The sequence below is a fragment of the Mesorhizobium sp. B3-2-1 genome (genome assembly GCF_006439515.1).
In the GTDB taxonomy this organism is placed as follows: Bacteria; Pseudomonadota; Alphaproteobacteria; order Rhizobiales; family Rhizobiaceae; genus Mesorhizobium.
In genome coordinates this window covers 1-16561 of sequence record NZ_VFTI01000054.1, presented here as the reverse complement: position 1 = coordinate 16561, position 16561 = coordinate 1, and the positions used below count along the sequence as shown (strand labels likewise).

Annotated in this window: 14 protein-coding genes; 8 read left to right on the top strand and 6 right to left on the bottom strand. The window is 63.8% G+C overall.

Annotated features, from left to right (window positions below):
* Positions 1-176: 176 nt before the first annotated feature.
* The 4 genes from coaE to FJW08_RS31670 all read right to left on the bottom strand — a co-directional run bounded on the left by coaE (position 177) and on the right by FJW08_RS31670 (position 3286).
* Positions 177-770: a dephospho-CoA kinase gene (gene coaE / locus FJW08_RS31690; protein WP_140813692.1), complete on the bottom strand. Its 594-nt coding sequence runs from the start codon at positions 768-770 to the stop codon at positions 177-179.
* On the bottom strand, positions 767-1609 hold the full coding sequence (locus tag FJW08_RS31685) for a shikimate dehydrogenase (RefSeq protein ID WP_140813691.1): 843 nt from the start codon (positions 1607-1609) through the stop codon (positions 767-769). The genes coaE and FJW08_RS31685 overlap by 4 nt, the downstream gene beginning before the upstream one ends.
* Complete coding sequence (locus FJW08_RS31680; protein WP_140762298.1) at positions 1602-2201, bottom strand: Maf-like protein; 600 nt, start codon at positions 2199-2201, stop codon at positions 1602-1604. The genes FJW08_RS31685 and FJW08_RS31680 overlap by 8 nt, the downstream gene beginning before the upstream one ends.
* 263 nt (positions 2202-2464) lie before the next feature.
* On the bottom strand, positions 2465-3286 hold the full coding sequence (locus FJW08_RS31670; RefSeq protein ID WP_140762301.1) for a pyruvate, water dikinase regulatory protein: 822 nt from the start codon (positions 3284-3286) through the stop codon (positions 2465-2467).
* A gap of 404 nt (positions 3287-3690) precedes the next feature.
* On the opposite strand from FJW08_RS31670, the gene hemE reads away from it, so the two are divergent.
* The 3 genes from hemE to rho all read left to right on the top strand — a co-directional run bounded on the left by hemE (position 3691) and on the right by rho (position 6684).
* Positions 3691-4722 carry a uroporphyrinogen decarboxylase gene (gene hemE / locus FJW08_RS31665; RefSeq protein ID WP_140813690.1) on the top strand — a complete coding sequence of 344 codons (1032 nt, stop codon included), beginning with the start codon at positions 3691-3693 and terminating at the stop codon, positions 4720-4722.
* Positions 4722-5252 carry a protoporphyrinogen oxidase HemJ gene (gene hemJ / locus FJW08_RS31660; RefSeq protein WP_140813689.1) on the top strand — a complete coding sequence of 177 codons (531 nt, stop codon included), beginning with the start codon at positions 4722-4724 and terminating at the stop codon, positions 5250-5252. The genes hemE and hemJ overlap by 1 nt, the downstream gene beginning before the upstream one ends.
* Positions 5253-5418: 166 nt before the next feature.
* Positions 5419-6684: a transcription termination factor Rho gene (gene rho / locus FJW08_RS31655; RefSeq protein ID WP_027145740.1), complete on the top strand. Its 1266-nt coding sequence runs from the start codon at positions 5419-5421 to the stop codon at positions 6682-6684.
* 288 nt (positions 6685-6972) lie between these two features.
* On the opposite strand, the gene FJW08_RS31650 is transcribed toward rho, so the two are convergent.
* The gene (locus FJW08_RS31650) at positions 6973-8991 is read right to left on the bottom strand and encodes a thioredoxin domain-containing protein (protein WP_140813693.1); all 2019 of its coding nucleotides are present in this window, start codon (positions 8989-8991) and stop codon (positions 6973-6975) included.
* A gap of 70 nt (positions 8992-9061) precedes the next feature.
* Between FJW08_RS31650 and mnmE the strand changes: the two genes are divergently transcribed.
* From mnmE to FJW08_RS31625, 5 genes are all read left to right on the top strand, one after another.
* A complete protein-coding gene (gene mnmE, locus FJW08_RS31645; protein WP_140813688.1) occupies positions 9062-10390 on the top strand; it encodes a tRNA uridine-5-carboxymethylaminomethyl(34) synthesis GTPase MnmE in 1329 nt (442 codons plus the stop codon).
* Between the two features lie 198 nt (positions 10391-10588).
* Entirely contained in the window at positions 10589-12472 is a 1884-nt protein-coding gene (mnmG, locus tag FJW08_RS31640) for a tRNA uridine-5-carboxymethylaminomethyl(34) synthesis enzyme MnmG (protein WP_140813687.1), read from the top strand.
* Positions 12469-13101: a 16S rRNA (guanine(527)-N(7))-methyltransferase RsmG gene (rsmG, locus tag FJW08_RS31635; RefSeq protein WP_140813686.1), complete on the top strand. Its 633-nt coding sequence runs from the start codon at positions 12469-12471 to the stop codon at positions 13099-13101. Before mnmG ends, rsmG begins: the two co-directional genes overlap by 4 nt.
* Positions 13102-13157: 56 nt before the next feature.
* Positions 13158-13958, top strand: coding sequence for a ParA family protein (locus FJW08_RS31630; RefSeq protein WP_031240355.1), 801 nt, complete (start codon positions 13158-13160; stop codon positions 13956-13958).
* Between the two features lie 67 nt (positions 13959-14025).
* On the top strand, positions 14026-14910 hold the full coding sequence (locus FJW08_RS31625) for a ParB/RepB/Spo0J family partition protein (RefSeq protein WP_140762322.1): 885 nt from the start codon (positions 14026-14028) through the stop codon (positions 14908-14910).
* Positions 14911-15229: 319 nt separating this feature from the next.
* Here the strand turns inward: FJW08_RS31625 and holA are convergent, their stop codons facing one another.
* Positions 15230-16273, bottom strand: coding sequence for a DNA polymerase III subunit delta (holA, locus tag FJW08_RS31620; protein WP_140813685.1), 1044 nt, complete (start codon positions 16271-16273; stop codon positions 15230-15232).
* Positions 16274-16561 lie beyond the last annotated feature (288 nt).

The window sequence follows — 16561 nt, the reverse complement described above, 5'->3', positions numbered from 1 at the left end:
AAGAAAACTGTCACCCATGCTATCGGTCCATTCTGTTACCTATCTATCCGGTTCGGACAGCCGGGCATTTCTCCCCGTCCCTATACGGGGAGAAGATGCCGGTAGGCAGATGAGCGGTGGCGCCGACGGCAATCTGGACGATCGGCATTGCCGGTGTGCGATGGCCTCCGATAGCGTCAGTTTCCCGGCTTGCCCGCCAGTTCGGCAATAATCGCTGCAACCGCGGCGCGTGCGGCGTCCATCCCCTCACCGGTGTCGATGACGAAATCGGCCCGCCGGCGCTTTTCGGCATCCGGCACTTGCTTGGCCAGGATCGACGCCAGTTTTTCTTCGCTCATGCCTGGCCGTGCCAGCACGCGCTGGCGCTGGACTTCGGCCGGCGCGGTGACGACGACGACCTTGTCGACCCGCCCACGGCCGCCGGTTTCGAACAGCAGCGGGATGTCGAGGACCGCGATCGATTCGCCGGCGTTACGATGCCTGGCCAGGAAGGCGTCGGCATCGGCACGGACCAGCGGATGGATGATGGCCTCGAGCTTTTTCAGGGCTGCCGTATCGCCGAGGACACGGGCGCCGAGTTTTGCGCGGTCGACGCTTCCACCAGCGGTGGTGCCGGGAAAGGCGGCCTCGACCAGGGGGGCCGCCTTGCCGGCATAGAGGCGGTGCACCGCCTCGTCTGAATCATGCACCGGCACGCCGGCCTCGGCGAACATCTCGGCCGTCGTCGACTTGCCCATGCCGATCGAGCCGGTGAGGCCGAGCACGATCATGATTTGGGCACCAGATCGGCAACGATGAGCGCGCGGAGCTCAGCCGTAACCCTCGGTCTGACGCCGAACCAGCGCTCGAAGCCGGGCACCGCCTGGTTGAGCAGCATGCCGATCCCGTCGACCGTCTTCAGTCCCCGTGCCCGCGCGGCGGCGAGCAGGGGGGTTTCGAGCGGCACATAGACGATGTCGTTGACGATGGCGTTGTCGGGCAGCAGCGCGGGGTCGGCGGGCAGGCCCTCATTGCCCTGCATGCCCAGAGCGGTGGTGTTGACCAGCAGGCCGGCGTCGCCCAGCAATTCGGCGGTCGCGGCCATTTCGTGCGCGGAAACGCCGGCGCCAAAGCGGTCGCGCAATTCGATTGCCCGGGCGAGCGTGCGGTTGACGATGCGGATGTCGCCGAGGCCGCGCTCCTTCAGCGCATGGATGACGGCGCGGGAGGCGCCGCCGGCACCCAGCACCACTGCCGGGCCATTGGACGCCCAGCCCGGAGCGTAATCGTCGAGATTGGCGGCAAAGCCGTGGCCATCGGTGTTGCCGCCCCACAAAGTGCCGTCCTCGAGCCACAGCGTGTTGACGGCGCCGATCTGGTCCGCTGCATCATCGCGGCACGCGACCCCGGCAAAGGCTGCCTCCTTGTGCGGGATGGTGACGTTGCCGCCGCGATAGCCATTGGCCTGCATGCTCGCCAGAAAATCGGCGAAGTCCCGCGACGCCACGTCGATCGCCTCGTAGCTGCCGTCGATGCCGTGCTTGGCCAGCCAGTGGCCGTGGATCATCGGCGAGCGCGAATGTTTTATGGGATGGCCGGTGACGAAGGCCTTCTTCATCGTCTCAGCCATCGATGGCTCCCAGGGTACGGAGTTCCGCCAGCAATGGCAGCAGCGGCAGGCCGACAATGGTGAAATGGTCGCCTTCGATTTTCTCGAACAGCTGAATGCCTTCGCCCTCGACCTGATAGGCGCCGACGCTGGCCAGCGCCCTGGCGCCGACGCGGGCGAGATGCCGGCCGATGAAGGCAGGGTCGAGCTTGCGCATGGTCATCGAGGCGATGCCGACATGGCGCCACAATACATTGCCGTCGCGCACCAGCACGGCGGCGCTGTTGAGCTGATGGGTCTTGCCCGACAGGGCCAGGAGATGGCGACGCGCGCCTTCCATGTCGGCCGGCTTGTGGAACACTTCGTCGCCGAGCGACAGCGTCTGGTCGCAGCCGAGCACCAGCGCGCCGGGCCGGCGCTCGCTGACTTCGGTGGCCTTGGCTTCGGCGAGCACCAAGGCGACGTCCTCGGGCGAGGCGCCGCTGTCCTGCAACGGCGCTTCAAGCGCGCGCTCGTCTAGCGTCGCGGGAACCGCCTCGATGTCGACGCCGGCATCGACCAGCATCGCCTTGCGGAACGGGCTACCTGAAGCGAGGATGATTTTTTCTGTCATTTTTGCTCCCGGGCGCAAATACAGGGCCGTTGGCGTATGAGTTTTATCTGCAACGTTGGCGCCGCCCCTCATTGTCCTGCCGGACATTTCTCCCCGTATAGAGACGGGGAGAAAGACGCTGGCCGCGACGTCGGCGCCAATCGGCGAAACCACCGATAACAGCGCCCTCTCCCCGTCACTATACGGGGAGAGGATGCCGGCAGGCAGGTGAGGGGCGGCGCCGACTTTCCCATAGGAAGACTCAGAAACTCACTTTTCGCCATCTATCTCGTCTTCCCCCTCAGGGCAACGATGGCCGCGGCCGTCTCCTCGATGGAGCGGCGGCTGACGTCGATCATCGGCCAGCCATGGCGGGTGCAGATCTGGCGGGCGTAGGCGAGTTCCTCGTTGATGGCGGCGCGGTCGACATACTCGGTCGGCACGTAGGTGCTCGAATTGCCGAGGATGCGGTTCTGGCGGACATGCGAGATGCGCTCGGCGGTGGCGATCAGCCCGACGATCAGCGGCGTCCTGGCGCTGAGCAGGCTTTCGGGCACCGGCACGCCGAGCACGATCGGTATGTTGGCGGTCTTGATGCCCCGGTTGGCGAGATAGATGCTGGTCGGCGTCTTCGACGTCCGCGATATGCCGATCAGCACGACATCGGCGTCATCCATGTTGGCCGGCAGCTGGCCATCATCATGGTCCATGGTGAAATTGAGCGCATCGATGCGCCGGAAATATTCGGCGTCGAGAACATGCTGGGCGCCGACGCGGCGGCCGGCCGGCGTCCCGAGATAGGACTGGAAGACGGTCAGCACGGGCTCCAGCACCGACACGCAGGGCAGGCCCATGGCCGCGCAGCGTTCGTCGATGCCGCGCGCCAGCTTCTGGTCGACGACCGTGTAGAGGATGATGCCCGGCTCCTCCTCAATGTCCTCGAACACCTTGGCTATCTGCTTTTCGGTCCGGATGAGCGGGTAGATGTGCTCGATGGCGCGCGCATCCTTGTATTGCGCCGAGGCGGCGCGGCCGGCGGCAAGCAGCGTTTCCCCCGTGGCGTCGGAAATCAGGTGCAGGTGGAAGAAGCTCTGGGGTTTGTTCACAGGGGTCACCTGGGGCTGTGGGCGGATGTGGATAAGGTCGGACAGGCGGTCGTGCCGGCCGAAGGCGACTGTATCAGATGCCGGTTTGTCCACAATTCGATGTGCTGTCAGCTTGGCCGGACGGCTGGGGACAAGTCCGTGGACGAAGCGCTTTGCCTTTCGCTCGTCCACAGGGCAGGGCTCGAAGGCGATTGATCTAGCGCATTGACTCCAGTGACAGATTCCTGATTGTCCCCACAACCCTGCAAACCGCGATCGGGAGTGCGCGACAATATGCTTGCTGGCGTTTTGGCGGCCAAAGCGGGACAGGTGACAACCACCACAACCAACAGACTCTTAGAATCAGAAGACTCTTTTAAAATAAGATATTTGATTAAGAGGAAGCCGGGAGAGGCGAGCGCTCGATGCCTGCAAGACGGATCATGCTGGATGTCCTGAAGGGCAAGACGGTGTTTCCTCCTCCGCTCTGGATGATGCGCCAGGCCGGGCGCTATCTGCCGGAATATCGTGAGACGCGAAGACGCGCCGGTTCGTTCCTCGATCTCTGCTACGACCCCGACCTTGCCGTCGAAGTGACGCTGCAGCCGATCGAGCGCTTCGGCTTCGACGCTTCGATCGTGTTCTCGGACATCCTTGTCGTTCCTCATGCGCTTGGCCGCGACGTTCGCTTCGAGGAAGGGCGCGGGCCGCTGCTGACGCCGATTTCGACGGCGGAAATCGCGGCGCTGGGAAGCGAGATGTTTCACGTGAATCTCGAACCGGTCTACGAGACGCTTCGCCGGCTGCGGGCGAAACTGCCCGACGAGACGACGCTGATCGGCTTCTGCGGCGCGCCATGGACGGTGGCGACCTATATGATCGCCGGCCACGGTACGCCGGACCAGGCGCCGGCGCGGCTGTTCGCGTACCGCGAGCCGGCGGCGTTTCGACGGTTGCTGAAAGTGCTCGCCGATCATTCGGCTTCCTACCTGATGCGCCAGATAGAGGCCGGCGCGGATGTTGTGCAGATTTTCGATTCCTGGTCGGGCGTGCTCGACGATGCCTCGTTCGAACAGTTCTGCGTCGAGCCGGTGGCCGAGATCGTGAGACAAGTTCGGGCCGTCCATCCCGACGTGCCGATCATCGGTTTTCCCAAGGGCGCCGGAGCCCGCTACCAGAGCTATCGCGAGAAGACCGGCGTGACCGGGCTCGGCATCGACTGGACGGTGCCGCTCGAGACAGCGAAGGCCTTGCAGAGGCAAGGTGCCGTCCAGGGCAATCTCGATCCGTTGCGGCTGGTCGCCGGCGGCCAGGCGCTGGCCGACGGCGTCGGAGCGATCCTCGGGGCGTTGGGGGACGGGTCGCTGATCTTCAATCTCGGCCATGGCATCACGCCCGAGACGCCGGTGGCGCATGTCGAGGCGATGGTGAAACAGGTTCGGAGCGCGGCACGCTGATGATTGACACAGGCAACAGCACCGGGCAGGCGATGAAGCGGATGGTCGTCGGCATCGCTGTCCTGATCGTTCTCACCGCGCTTTTGTTCTTCTTCGCACCGGAAAGCTTCTATCCCTGGGCAAAGGCGATCCATATCCTCGCCGTCATCTCCTGGATGGCCGGCATGCTTTATCTGCCGCGGCTGCTTGTCTATCACGCCGACGCGGAGAAGGGTTCCGTTCAATCCGAGACGTTCAAGGTGATGGAGCGGCGTCTGCTGCGCGGCATCATCAATCCGGCGATGATCCTCACCTGGGTGTTCGGGCTGTGGCTGGCCTGGAAGATCTTTGCGTTCCAGGGCGGCTGGCTGCATGCCAAGATCGGCCTGGTGCTGATTTTGTCTGGCGTTCACGGCTATCTGGCCGCCGCTGTGCGCAAATTCGCCGAGGACCGCAACGAAAAACCGGCAAGGCACTGGCGGATCGTCAACGAGATCCCCACATTGCTGATGATCGCAATCGTGATCCTGGTCGTCGTGAAGCCGTTCTGAGGCTTCATCGGACCCGCTCAAAAGGCGGCTTGCTCTTTCAGCCGACCGACGATACAAGACGGGTCTTCCTTCCCGTCATGCGCCGCCCGTCATTGCTTTCGGCCGCGCCCGGCATTTGTCGCATCCCGCCGATCTTTTCCCCCAAAGCCTACCCAGAGTCCGTCTAATGCAAGAAATGAAACTCACTGAGTTCAAGAACAAGAAGCCGCCAGAGCTGATCGCTTATGCCGAATCGCTCGAGGTCGAGAACGCCAGCGTCATGCGCAAGCAGGAACTGATGTTCGCGATCCTGAAGAAGCTCGCCGCCCAGGACATCGAAATCATCGGTGACGGTGTGGTCGAGGTGCTGCAGGACGGTTTCGGCTTCCTGCGCTCCGCCAATGCCAACTACCTGCCAGGTCCCGACGACATCTACATCTCGCCGTCGCAGATCCGGCGCTTTTCGCTGAAGACCGGCGATACGGTCGAGGGGCCGATCCGCAGCCCGAAGGAGGGCGAGCGCTATTTCGCGCTGCTCAAGGTCAACACGATCAATTTCGACGATCCCGAAAAGATCCGCCACAAGATCCACTTCGACAATCTGACGCCGCTCTATCCGACGTCGCGTCTGAAGATGGAGGTCGACAATCCGCCCAGCAAGGACATATCGCCTCGCGTGATCGACCTAGTGGCGCCGATCGGCAAGGGTCAGCGCGCCCTGATCAACGCCCAGCCGCGCACCGGCAAGACGGTGCTGTTGCAGAACATCGCGCACTCGATCACCGCCAATCATCCGGAATGCTATCTGATCGTGCTTCTGATCGACGAGCGTCCGGAGGAAGTGACGGACATGCAGCGTTCGGTCAAAGGCGAAGTGATCTCCTCGACCTTCGACGAGCCGGCGGTGCGGCACGTCCAGGTCGCCGAAATGGTCATCGAGAAGGCCAAGCGCCTTGTCGAGCACGGCCGTGACGTGGTGATCCTCCTGGATTCGATCACGCGCCTCGGCCGCGCCTACAACACCGTCGTGCCGTCATCCGGCAAGGTGCTGACCGGCGGTGTCGACGCCAACGCGCTGCAGCGCCCGAAGCGCTTCTTCGGCGCCGCCCGCAACATCGAGGAAGGCGGCTCGCTCACCATCATCGCCACCGCGTTGATCGACACCGGCAGCCGCATGGACGAAGTCATCTTCGAAGAGTTCAAGGGCACCGGCAACTGCGAAATCCAGCTCGACCGCAAGGTGGCCGACAAGCGCATCTATCCGGCGATCGACATCCTCAAGTCCGGCACCCGCAAGGAAGACCTGCTGGTGTCGCGTCAGGACCTGCAGAAGATCTTCGTGCTGCGCCGTATCCTGGCTCCGATGGGAACCACCGACGCGATCGAGTTCCTGATCGACAAGCTGAAGCAGACCAAGACCAATGGCGATTTCTTCGATTCGATGAACACTTGATTGGCCGAGGGGCGGATATTCTTCTTCCGAAGACAAAGCCTCGCGGTTGGGGTTAATGGCGGAAGCCGGCGCTGCCCCTCATTGCCCTGCCGGGCATTTCTCCCCGTGAACGGGGAGAAAGCGGCAGCCGCAACCCTCGCACCTTCTGTAACGACGACGACTGGCGAAATCGGCGATGACATCGTCCTTCTCCCCGTTCTACGGGGAGAAGGTGGCGGTAGCCAGATGAGGGGCGGCGCCAGCGTTTGAAGTCGTGCACTCAAGGCATCGGATGCGATTGCGTGTTGATCAATTTCGCCGCAACAGCCCTTCCAGCTCATCGGGATCCGTGACCACCGGCAGGCAGACCTGGCCGGTGCACAGCCAGGCGCCGGGCTGGTTGGTCGGCGGCAGGATTCCGCCGGGTAGCAAGGGTCGATTCGCCTCCGTACCGATCGGCACGACGATATCGACACGGCGCGGATCAGGGTTTCGATTCACCACCGGAACGAGCCTTTGATCTGGCTGGTCGTCGACGATGACCAGTTTCAGCGGTTCGATGGCAAGCGCGCAGGCATTGACGATGCCCGCCTGGCCATAGGCCTGGTGCGCGGCGCGGCCGGCGGCGTGCTCGGCGGTTTTCGACGCCCTCTCCTGCAAATCGAGATTGCCGGTGACCGAGGCGAGCCGGATCTGCGCCTCGATGATCTGGCTGGTGGCTGACGGAATGGCCTCGTCGACATCGCCTCGGATGCGGATCGGCACATCGGTGCTGTCCGAGGCGGTGAGAAAATAGCCGGCGCCTTGCGCGTCGGCGTGCCAATGGTCGAGCCGTTCGAGGAAGCGGCTGGCCTGGTCGACATAGGTCCAGTCGCCCGTGGCTTCGAACAGCGAGATCGCCGCGTTGGTCATGGCGGCATAGTCGCTCGACAGGGCGGGAAACAATTTCCTGGTGCCGAGCATGGAATGCGGCAAGCGATCGTCGCGGCTGGCCTTGCTGATATGGGCAAAGGCCTTTGCCGCGGCCTCGATCCAATCCGGCCGTGCCAGCGAGCGGCCGGCCTCGGCGAGCGCTGTGATCATCAAGCCATTCCAGTCGGTAAGGGTCTTTGCGTCCAGGCCAGGCCTGACCCGTTCTTCCCGGACGGCGAGAAGCCTTGCCTCGAGCGGCACCAACCGTTCACGGTCGGCAATGCTCAGCGATTGTTGGGAGAGGGTCTGATGGATCACCGGCTTGCCCTCCCAGCCGGCTGGGCTGGAAAGCGTGAAGTATTTGAAAAACAAGGCCGAATCACCGCCAAGGACGGATTCGATCTCTTCCCCGCTCCAGGTGTAGAATAGGCCCTCCTCGCCATCGCTGTCGGCGTCGAGGCTGGCGGCAAAGGCACCGCCGTCGACCCGCATTTCGCGCAGCAGCCAGTCGACCGTGTCTTCGATTCGTATCCGGAACAAATCGTTCCCGGTTGCCGCAAGAGCCCAATTGCAGATGCGGATGAGCTGGGCGTTGTCGTAGAGCATCTTCTCGAAATGCGGCACCAGCCATTCGGCGTCCGTCGAGTAGCGGCTGAGGCCGCCGCCGATGTGATCGTAGATACCGCCGCTCAGCATCTGTTCGAGGCTGATGAGAACGTCGTCGCGGTGCGCGGCATTGCCATCGCGCAGCCACGACAGCCACAGCGTCTGCATAAACGGCGCGTTCGGGAATTTCGGCGCGCCGGCGAGGCCGCCGCGATCGCGGTCGATCATACCGCTGACGCGGCCGGCGAGATCGGACAGCGTATCGCGATCGAGAAGCGCCTTGGAACGGGTGGCCGAGAGCCGCGCCTCGACATGCGAGGTCAGGCCGTCAGCGCTCTGGTGCAGGCTCGCCCGCTTCTCGCGCCAGGCCTTGTCGACCGCTTCCATCACCTGGATGAAGCCTGGACGGCCATAGCGCGGCTCACGCGGGAAATAGGTGCCGCCCCAGAACGGCTTGCCGTCCGGCGTCAGGAACATGGTCAGCGGCCAGCCGCCTTGTTCGCCCATCGAGGATAGTGCCGCCATGTAGATCTGGTCGATGTCGGGGCGCTCCTCGCGGTCGACCTTGATATTGACGAACAGACGGTTCATGACGGCGGCGACGTCGTCGTTCTCGAAGCTTTCATGGGCCATGACGTGGCACCAGTGGCAGGCGGCGTAGCCGATGGAGAGCAGGATGGGCCTGTCCAGCGCCTTTGCTTCATCGAGCGACGCCGGCGACCATCCCCGCCAATGGACGGGATTGCCGCTGTGCTGCTGCAGATAGGGGCTGGCCTCTTCGGCAAGCAGGTTTTGCGCGGGCAATGTCACAATGGCCAACTTTCGAGGCACTCGGGGTGGGTGATCGACGAAAGCTAGGGCGGTTCGGTAGAGCGGGCAAATGATTTCAAGCGATTCGATCGTGGCGCTGTCGAGCGGCCGGCTTCCGGCTGGCGTTGCGGTGCTACGGATATCCGGCGCTAGGACTCGATTCGTTCTCGAAACGATTGCCGGTGGCGTGGTTAAGCAGCGCGCGGCGGTTCTGTGCAAGTTCAGGGCACCAGATGGAACGGTGCTCGACACCGGGCTGGTCGTGTTCTTCCCCGGGCCGGGCAGCTTCACCGGTGAGGATGTCGCCGAGTTCCATGTTCATGGCGGGCGCGCCGTGGTGGCCAGGATGTTGGAGACGATCGCCGGATTCGACGGCGTCAGGCATGCGGAACCGGGAGAATTCACACGCCGCGCCTTTCTCAACGGCAAGGTCGACCTCGTCGAGACGGAGGCGCTGGCGGATCTCGTCAACGCCGAAACCGAAGCGCAGCGGCGCTTCGCCGTCCAGAATGCCGAGGGCGCGCAGAGTGAGCTTTACCTCGGCTGGCGCCGGCGCCTGATCCATGCGCGGGCCATGATCGAGGCCGAGATCGACTTTGCCGACGAGGATGATGTGCCGGGTTCCGTTTCGGACACGGTTTGGTCCGACGTGCGGTCGATGATATCAGAGATCGACCGCCATATAGCGGGATTTCATGCCGCCGAGATTATCCGTGACGGCTTCGAGGTCGTCATCCTCGGTGCGCCCAACGCCGGCAAGTCGAGCCTGTTCAACGCCTTGGCGCGGCGCGATGCGGCTATTGTAACGGATGAACCCGGCACCACCCGCGACCTGCTGGAGGTCGTTCTGGATCTCCAAGGTCTGCGTGTCAGGCTCACCGACACGGCCGGGTTGCGGGAAGCGCCTGGGAAGGTCGAGGCGATCGGCATCGAGAAGGCGAAAGCCAAGGCGGATCGCGCCGATCTGTTGTTGCTGCTCGAGGACGCCGCCAACCCCAGGGACGCAGGTCCGCTTCCGGTGACGGCGCAAGCATTGCGCGTCGGTACTAAGCTCGACCTGCTCGACAGAGAAGCAGCCCGCGACGCGGCTGGGCGCTACGAGTTCGGCATATCGGTGGTCGACGGGACGGGCATGGATGGATTGCTGGCGGAGATCGGTCGCCGCGCTACCGAGGCAGCCGGCGACGCCGGCGATGTGCTGCCGTCGCGGCTGCGGCATGTCGAATTGCTCGGGGCGGCGAACCGGCATCTGCATGGGGCCGCCGATGAACGCATGCCCCAGGAATTGCGCGCCGAAGAGCTGCGTCTGGCAGCGGATCGCCTGGGGCGGATCGTTGGTGCGGTGGACGTGGAAGACTTGCTCGACGTGATCTTTTCCCAGTTCTGCATCGGGAAATGACTCACGTGAAACACGTACGGTCGATAGCAGAGGCCCAGGCTGACTCACGTGAAACATCTTGGGCCGTGATTCACGTGAAACGCGGCCAGAAGCAGGGTTTGGCTGTTTCACGTGAAACGTCGCGCGGAAGTTTTCTTGACAGTCCCGTCTCGCGGGCACATGTGTCGCTGATCTCTTTGAGTCCGGGACTTATGTAAGATGACCGATCACTGTGATGTGGTTGTGGTGGGCGGCGGCCATGCCGGTTGCGAAGCGGCCAGCGCCGCGGCGCGCGCCGGCGCCAGGACCGCGCTGGTGACGCTGCGTTTCGACACGATCGGCGTGATGTCGTGCAACCCGGCGATCGGCGGGCTAGGCAAAGGGCATCTGGTGCGCGAGATCGACGCCATGGACGGGCTGATGGGCCGGGTGGCGGACGCCGCCGGCATCCAGTTCCGTCTGCTCAACCGCCGCAAGGGCCCGGCGGTGCGCGGACCTCGCACGCAGGCCGACAGAAAACTCTATCGCCTTGCCATGCAGGAAGCGATTCGGCAGCAGAACGATCTTGAGGTTGTCGAGGGCGAAGTTCTCGACTTCGAAATCTCCGATGGGAGAATTGCCGCGGTTCTGCTGGCGGACGGCCGCCGGCTTGCCTGCGGCGCCGTGGTGCTGACGACGGGAACCTTCCTGCGCGGGCTCATCCACATCGGTGAAAAGAAGATTGTCGCCGGCCGGATGAACGAGAAGGCTAGCATGGGACTGTCGGCGACGATGGACCGCGCCGGCTTCAGGCTCGGGCGGCTCAAGACAGGCACGCCGCCACGCCTGGACGGGCGAACCATCGACTGGGCTTCGCTGGACAGCCAGGCGGCGGACGAGAACCCGGTACCGTTCTCGCTGTTGACCGACCGCATCGTGACGCCGCAGATCGATTGCGGCATCACGCGCACGACCACGGCCACGCACGAGCTGATCCGCGCCAATCTTGGCCGTTCGGCCATGTATTCCGGCTCGATCGAAGGGGTTGGGCCGCGCTATTGCCCGTCGATCGAGGACAAGATCGTCAAGTTCGGCGATCGCGACGGGCACCAGATCTTTCTCGAGCCTGAAGGGCTCGACGACCACACCGTCTATCCCAACGGCATTTCGACCTCGCTTCCGGAAGACGTCCAGCTCGACATCCTGAAGACCGTTCCCGGGCTGGAGCGCGCCGTCATGCTGCAGCCGGGCTATGCAATCGAGTATGATCATGTCGATCCGCGCGAACTGCATCAAACGCTGGAGACGAAGCGCGTTGCCGGGCTTTTTCTCGCCGGGCAGATCAACGGCACCACCGGCTATGAAGAGGCCGCCGGGCAGGGGCTGCTCGCCGGCCTCAACGCAGCGCGGCGCGCCGCGGGCGGCGAGCAGGTCGTGCTCAGCCGCACCCAGGCCTATATCGGCGTGATGGTCGACGATCTCACCAGCCGAGGCATCAGCGAGCCGTACCGGATGTTCACCTCGCGGGCTGAATTCCGGCTGTCGCTGCGCGCCGACAACGCCGATGAACGGCTGACGCCGCTGGCGCAGAAGCTTGGGATCGCCTCGGCGCGGCGGATGCAGCGTTTTGGCGATGTCACGCGGCGGCTCGACGAAGCGCGCCAACTGGCGCTTTCGCTGACCATGACGCCGAACGAGGCGGCACGGCACGGCCTGGAGATCAATCGCGACGGCGTGCGCCGGTCCGGCTTTGAATTGCTGGCCTATCCCGGTGTCGATATTGCCTGGCTGGCCTTGGTCGAACCGAAATTCCATGACATCGACGCCAAGACCGCGGAGCGCCTCGAAACGGAAGCGAAATATTCGGTTTATCTCGACCGCCAGAGCACGGATGTCGCGCAGATCCGGCATGAGGAGAGCCGGCTGATCCCGGAGGCCATCGACTTCGCCGGCGTGCCCGGGCTGTCCAACGAGCTGAAGCAGAAGATGCAGGCGCGAAGGCCGCGCTCCATCGCCGATGCGCAGCGCATGGAAGGCATGACGCCGGCGGCGCTGGCGATCATTGTCGCGCATGTCCGTCATTGGGAAACCGCTGAAAAAGCCGAGCAGAGGGACGTTGCGTGAGGTCTTTCTCCCGCGAGAGCCTGCAGGACGCCGCCGGTCCGGTTTCACGTGAAACATTCGATCGCCTGGTAGCGTTCGAAGAGATGTTTCAGAAATGGAACCGCAGCATCAATCTCGTGGCGCAATCGACTTCCGGTGATGTCTGGCAACGCCACATCCTGGATAGCGCGCAGCTTGCGCGGATAGAGCCCGAAGCCGCACATTGGGTCGACATCGGATCGGGCGGCGGATTTCCCGGGCTTGTCATGGCGTTTCTGCTCGCCGAGCGCCCGGGAGCCAGCATCGATCTGGTCGAGAGCAACCGCAAGAAGGCCTCGTTCCTGCAGACCGTCATCGGTCAGTTCGGCTTGCCCGCGCGGGTCGTGGCGCGCCGCATCGAGGATAGCCATGTGCTTGTTTCGAAGCCGCAAATCGTCACGGCGCGGGCGCTGGCCCCGCTTTCGGTCCTGCTCGACCTGTCGGCGCCCTGGCTGGCCTCTGGCGCGCGGGCGCTGTTTCACAAAGGCCGGGATTACCGGGCCGAAGTGCAAGAAAGCGTTAACCGGTGGACCTTCGATCTGGTAGAACATCCAAGCGTGACCGACGCCAGCGGCGTCATCCTCGAATTGTCCAATGTGCGACCTGTCTGAACCGAGACAAGGTCTGATTATTCGGCGACCCAAAGATGAATTTCTGGCATAAACCCATGATGAAGAATGGCCCTCGAATCATCACCGTAGCCAACCAGAAGGGCGGTGTCGGCAAGACCACCACCGCCATCAACCTGGCCACCGCGCTGGCGGCAATCGGCGAAAAAGTGCTGATCGTCGACCTCGACCCGCAAGGCAATGCCAGCACCGGCCTCGGCATCGACCGCAAGGACCGGACGGTCTCGTCCTATGATGTATTGACGGGCGAACTGGAGTTGGAAGCCGCGGCCATTCCGACCGCGGTGCCCGGCCTGTCGATCGTGCCCTCGACGCTCGACCTGCTCGGCATCGAGATGGAGATCGCATCGGCGCCGGACCGGGTGCTCAAGCTGCGCAATGCACTGCGCGCGGCGACCGAGCGCGGAGCGCCCTTTGGTTACGTGCTGATCGATTGCCCGCCCTCGCTCAATCTTTTGACTTTGAATTCAATGGCGGCGGCCGATTCCGTTCTCGTCCCGCTGCAATGCGAATTCTTCGCGCTGGAAGGTCTCAGCCAGCTGCTCGAAACCGTCGAGCAGGTGCGTCGCTCGATCAATCCGGATCTCACCATCCAGGGCATCGTGCTGACCATGTATGACGGCCGCAACAACCTCGCCAACCAGGTGGTGCAGGACGTGCGCGAGCATATGGGCGACAAGGTCTACGAGACCATCATTCCGCGCAATGTGCGGGTGTCGGAGGCGCCGTCCTATGGCAAGCCGGCGATCCTCTACGACCTGAAATGCTCTGGCAGCCAGGCCTACCTGCAACTAGCCTCCGAAGTGATCCGCCGCGAGCGTAAATTGCGCGCCGCTTGATTAGATCGAATGCATAATAAACAGCCGATTCGTTACCGAAACGATCTGAAATAGACGTGGAATAAAGATGAGCGAAGATCTCTCGAGGAAAAGACTGGGACGCGGACTGGCGGCATTGATCGGCGAGATCGATCGCCCGGCCGCACCGGAAAAGCCCGGCATGAGCGCCGACGGCAAGGTGCCGATCGAGTTTCTCAGCCCAAACCCGAGAAATCCGCGCCGCCATTTTGGCGATGCCGAACTGACCGACCTCGCCCAGTCGATCCGCGAGCATGGTGTGGTGCAGCCGGTCGTGGCGCGGCCCTCGCCGACGCAGGCCGGCCGCTATGAGCTCATCGCCGGCGAGCGGCGCTGGCGCGCGGCGCAGCGTGCCGGGCTGACCGAGATCCCGGTCATCATCCGCGAAGTCAACGACCGCACGGCGCTGGAGCTGGCGATCATCGAGAACGTCCAGCGCGCCGACCTCAATCCGGTCGAAGAGGCACAGGGCTACCAGCAGCTCATCGACGACCATGGCTACACCCAGGCCGATCTCGGCCAGGTCATCGGCAAGAGCCGCAGCCATGTCGCCAACACGTTGAGATTGTTGAAGCTGCCCGACGTGATCCGCGACATGCTGGTCGACGGCGCGCTGTCGGCCGGCCATGCCCGCACGCTGGTCACGGCGGAGGACCCGGCCGGTCTCGCCAAGCGCATCGTCGAGGAGGGCCTTTCCGTGCGCCAGGCCGAGGCGCTGGCGCAGATGCCGGCCGGCACCAGCTCCAATGGCAGCAAACCTGCCGCGCCAGCCGTCGAAAAGGACGCCGACACGCTGGCCCTGGAAAAGCTGCTCACCGATACGACCGGCATGATCGTCACGGTCGATCACAAGGGCAAGGGTGGTGTGCTGCGGGTTGCGTATCGGAGCCTGGAACAGCTGGACGAGCTGTGCCGGCGGTTGAAGCAGGATTAGAGGCGGCTCGGTGGTTCATAGAATCGCGGACCTCTCAACTCTTGTTTTTACGCAGTTCGAATGGAAGATCGCGACACACTCTTCCTGGGATTTCTTTGGTATTTAGCCGGCGAATGTTTCGGGCGTTCTTCCCTTCTCCCCTTGTGGGAGAAGGTGGATCGGCGCGCAGCGCCGAGACGGATGAGGGGTGTTCCAGCGGAGTGAGACGATGGTTTTGAAGCAACCGATTGGCATCAAGACGCGCCAAGCTGGAGCACCCCTCATCCGACCTCGCTTCGCGAGGCCACCTTCTCCCACAAGGGGAGAAGGAAGAGGGCGCCTACCTCTGCGCCAGCCTTGCGCTTTCCACCGCGATCCCCAGCAGCGCCTGCCTGGCCAGCGCCACCGACAGGTCCGGCCGGCGCCGCGTCTGCAGCACGGCCGACTGCAGGCGGGTCAGCGCGCGGCCGAGCGCTTCGCTGTTCCAGCGCTCCAGCGTCCTCTCCACCAGCTTGCGGCGCGCGAAAAAGACCGGCGGGCGCGCGGCGGCAACGACGGAAGCGGCGTTGCGGCCGCCTGAGTCCATCTGGCCGCGCATGACCTGGATCTGCTGTATCTGCCGCATCGCCGAGGACAGCACCAGGAAGGGCTGGCCGCCGCCCTGGCAGTGGCGCGTGAAGGCGGTGTCGAAGTCGCCGATCTTGCCTTCGAGTAGCGCGTCGACGGCGTCGTCGAAAGACGCGCCGGACACGTCGCCCGACATGGCCCTCACATCCTCCAAGCCGATTTCCTTCTGGCCATGGGCGTAGAGGACGAGCTTTTCGATCTCGCCGCGCGAGGCCAGCCGGTCGCCGCCGAGATTGCGGCGCAGCGCTTGTCTCGCCTCCAGCGTCATCGACATGCCGGCCTTGCGCAGCTCGTCGTCGATGACGGTGTCGATGTCGCGGGCTTCATCGGCATAGCAGGGCAGTGCGATTGCATTGTCCGCGCCCTCGACTATCGCGCGCAGCCCGACGCCTTTCTTCAAGTCGCCGGCCTCGATCAGGATGATGGCATCGCGCGCCGGCTCCGCCGTCAGCGCCCTGACGTCGTCGGCCAGCGCCTTCTGGCCGCTGGCGTTGCGCACCCAGAGCAGCCGGCGATCGGAAAACATCGGCACGGTGCGGGCTTCGTCGAGCAGCCGGCCCTCATCGCGATCGACCTCCGAACCCTCGAGCCTGACCACCGAGAACGGATCGTCGAGCGGCAGGCCGGTCTTTCCGGCAAAGGCCTTTGCCCGCTCCGAGACGAGGCCGCGATCGGGGCCATAAAGCAGGACGATCGAGATGCGCGGATCAGGCCGCGCGAGCCAGGAATCGACCTCGAATGCTTTCTTCTGTGCCATGCAGGGTGGTTAGCATGATGCGGGGATGGAGTGAACGATGGCGGGCCTGTTTTTCAGAGACGCCGGCGGGACAGTGCCCCCCTCTGTCCTGCCGGACATCTCCCCCTCAAGGGGGGAGATCGGCTGTTATTTCGGCTTTCGCCAATTTTCGACGCTGACAGGGAAGCGCCATCAATGAAGCTGCCAATCTCCCCCCTTGAGGGGGAGATGTCCGGCAGGACAGAGGGGGGCGCAGGGAACTCGACCGAACGTTATTCTGCGTCTGCGACCCTCGCATTGCGCCCGACA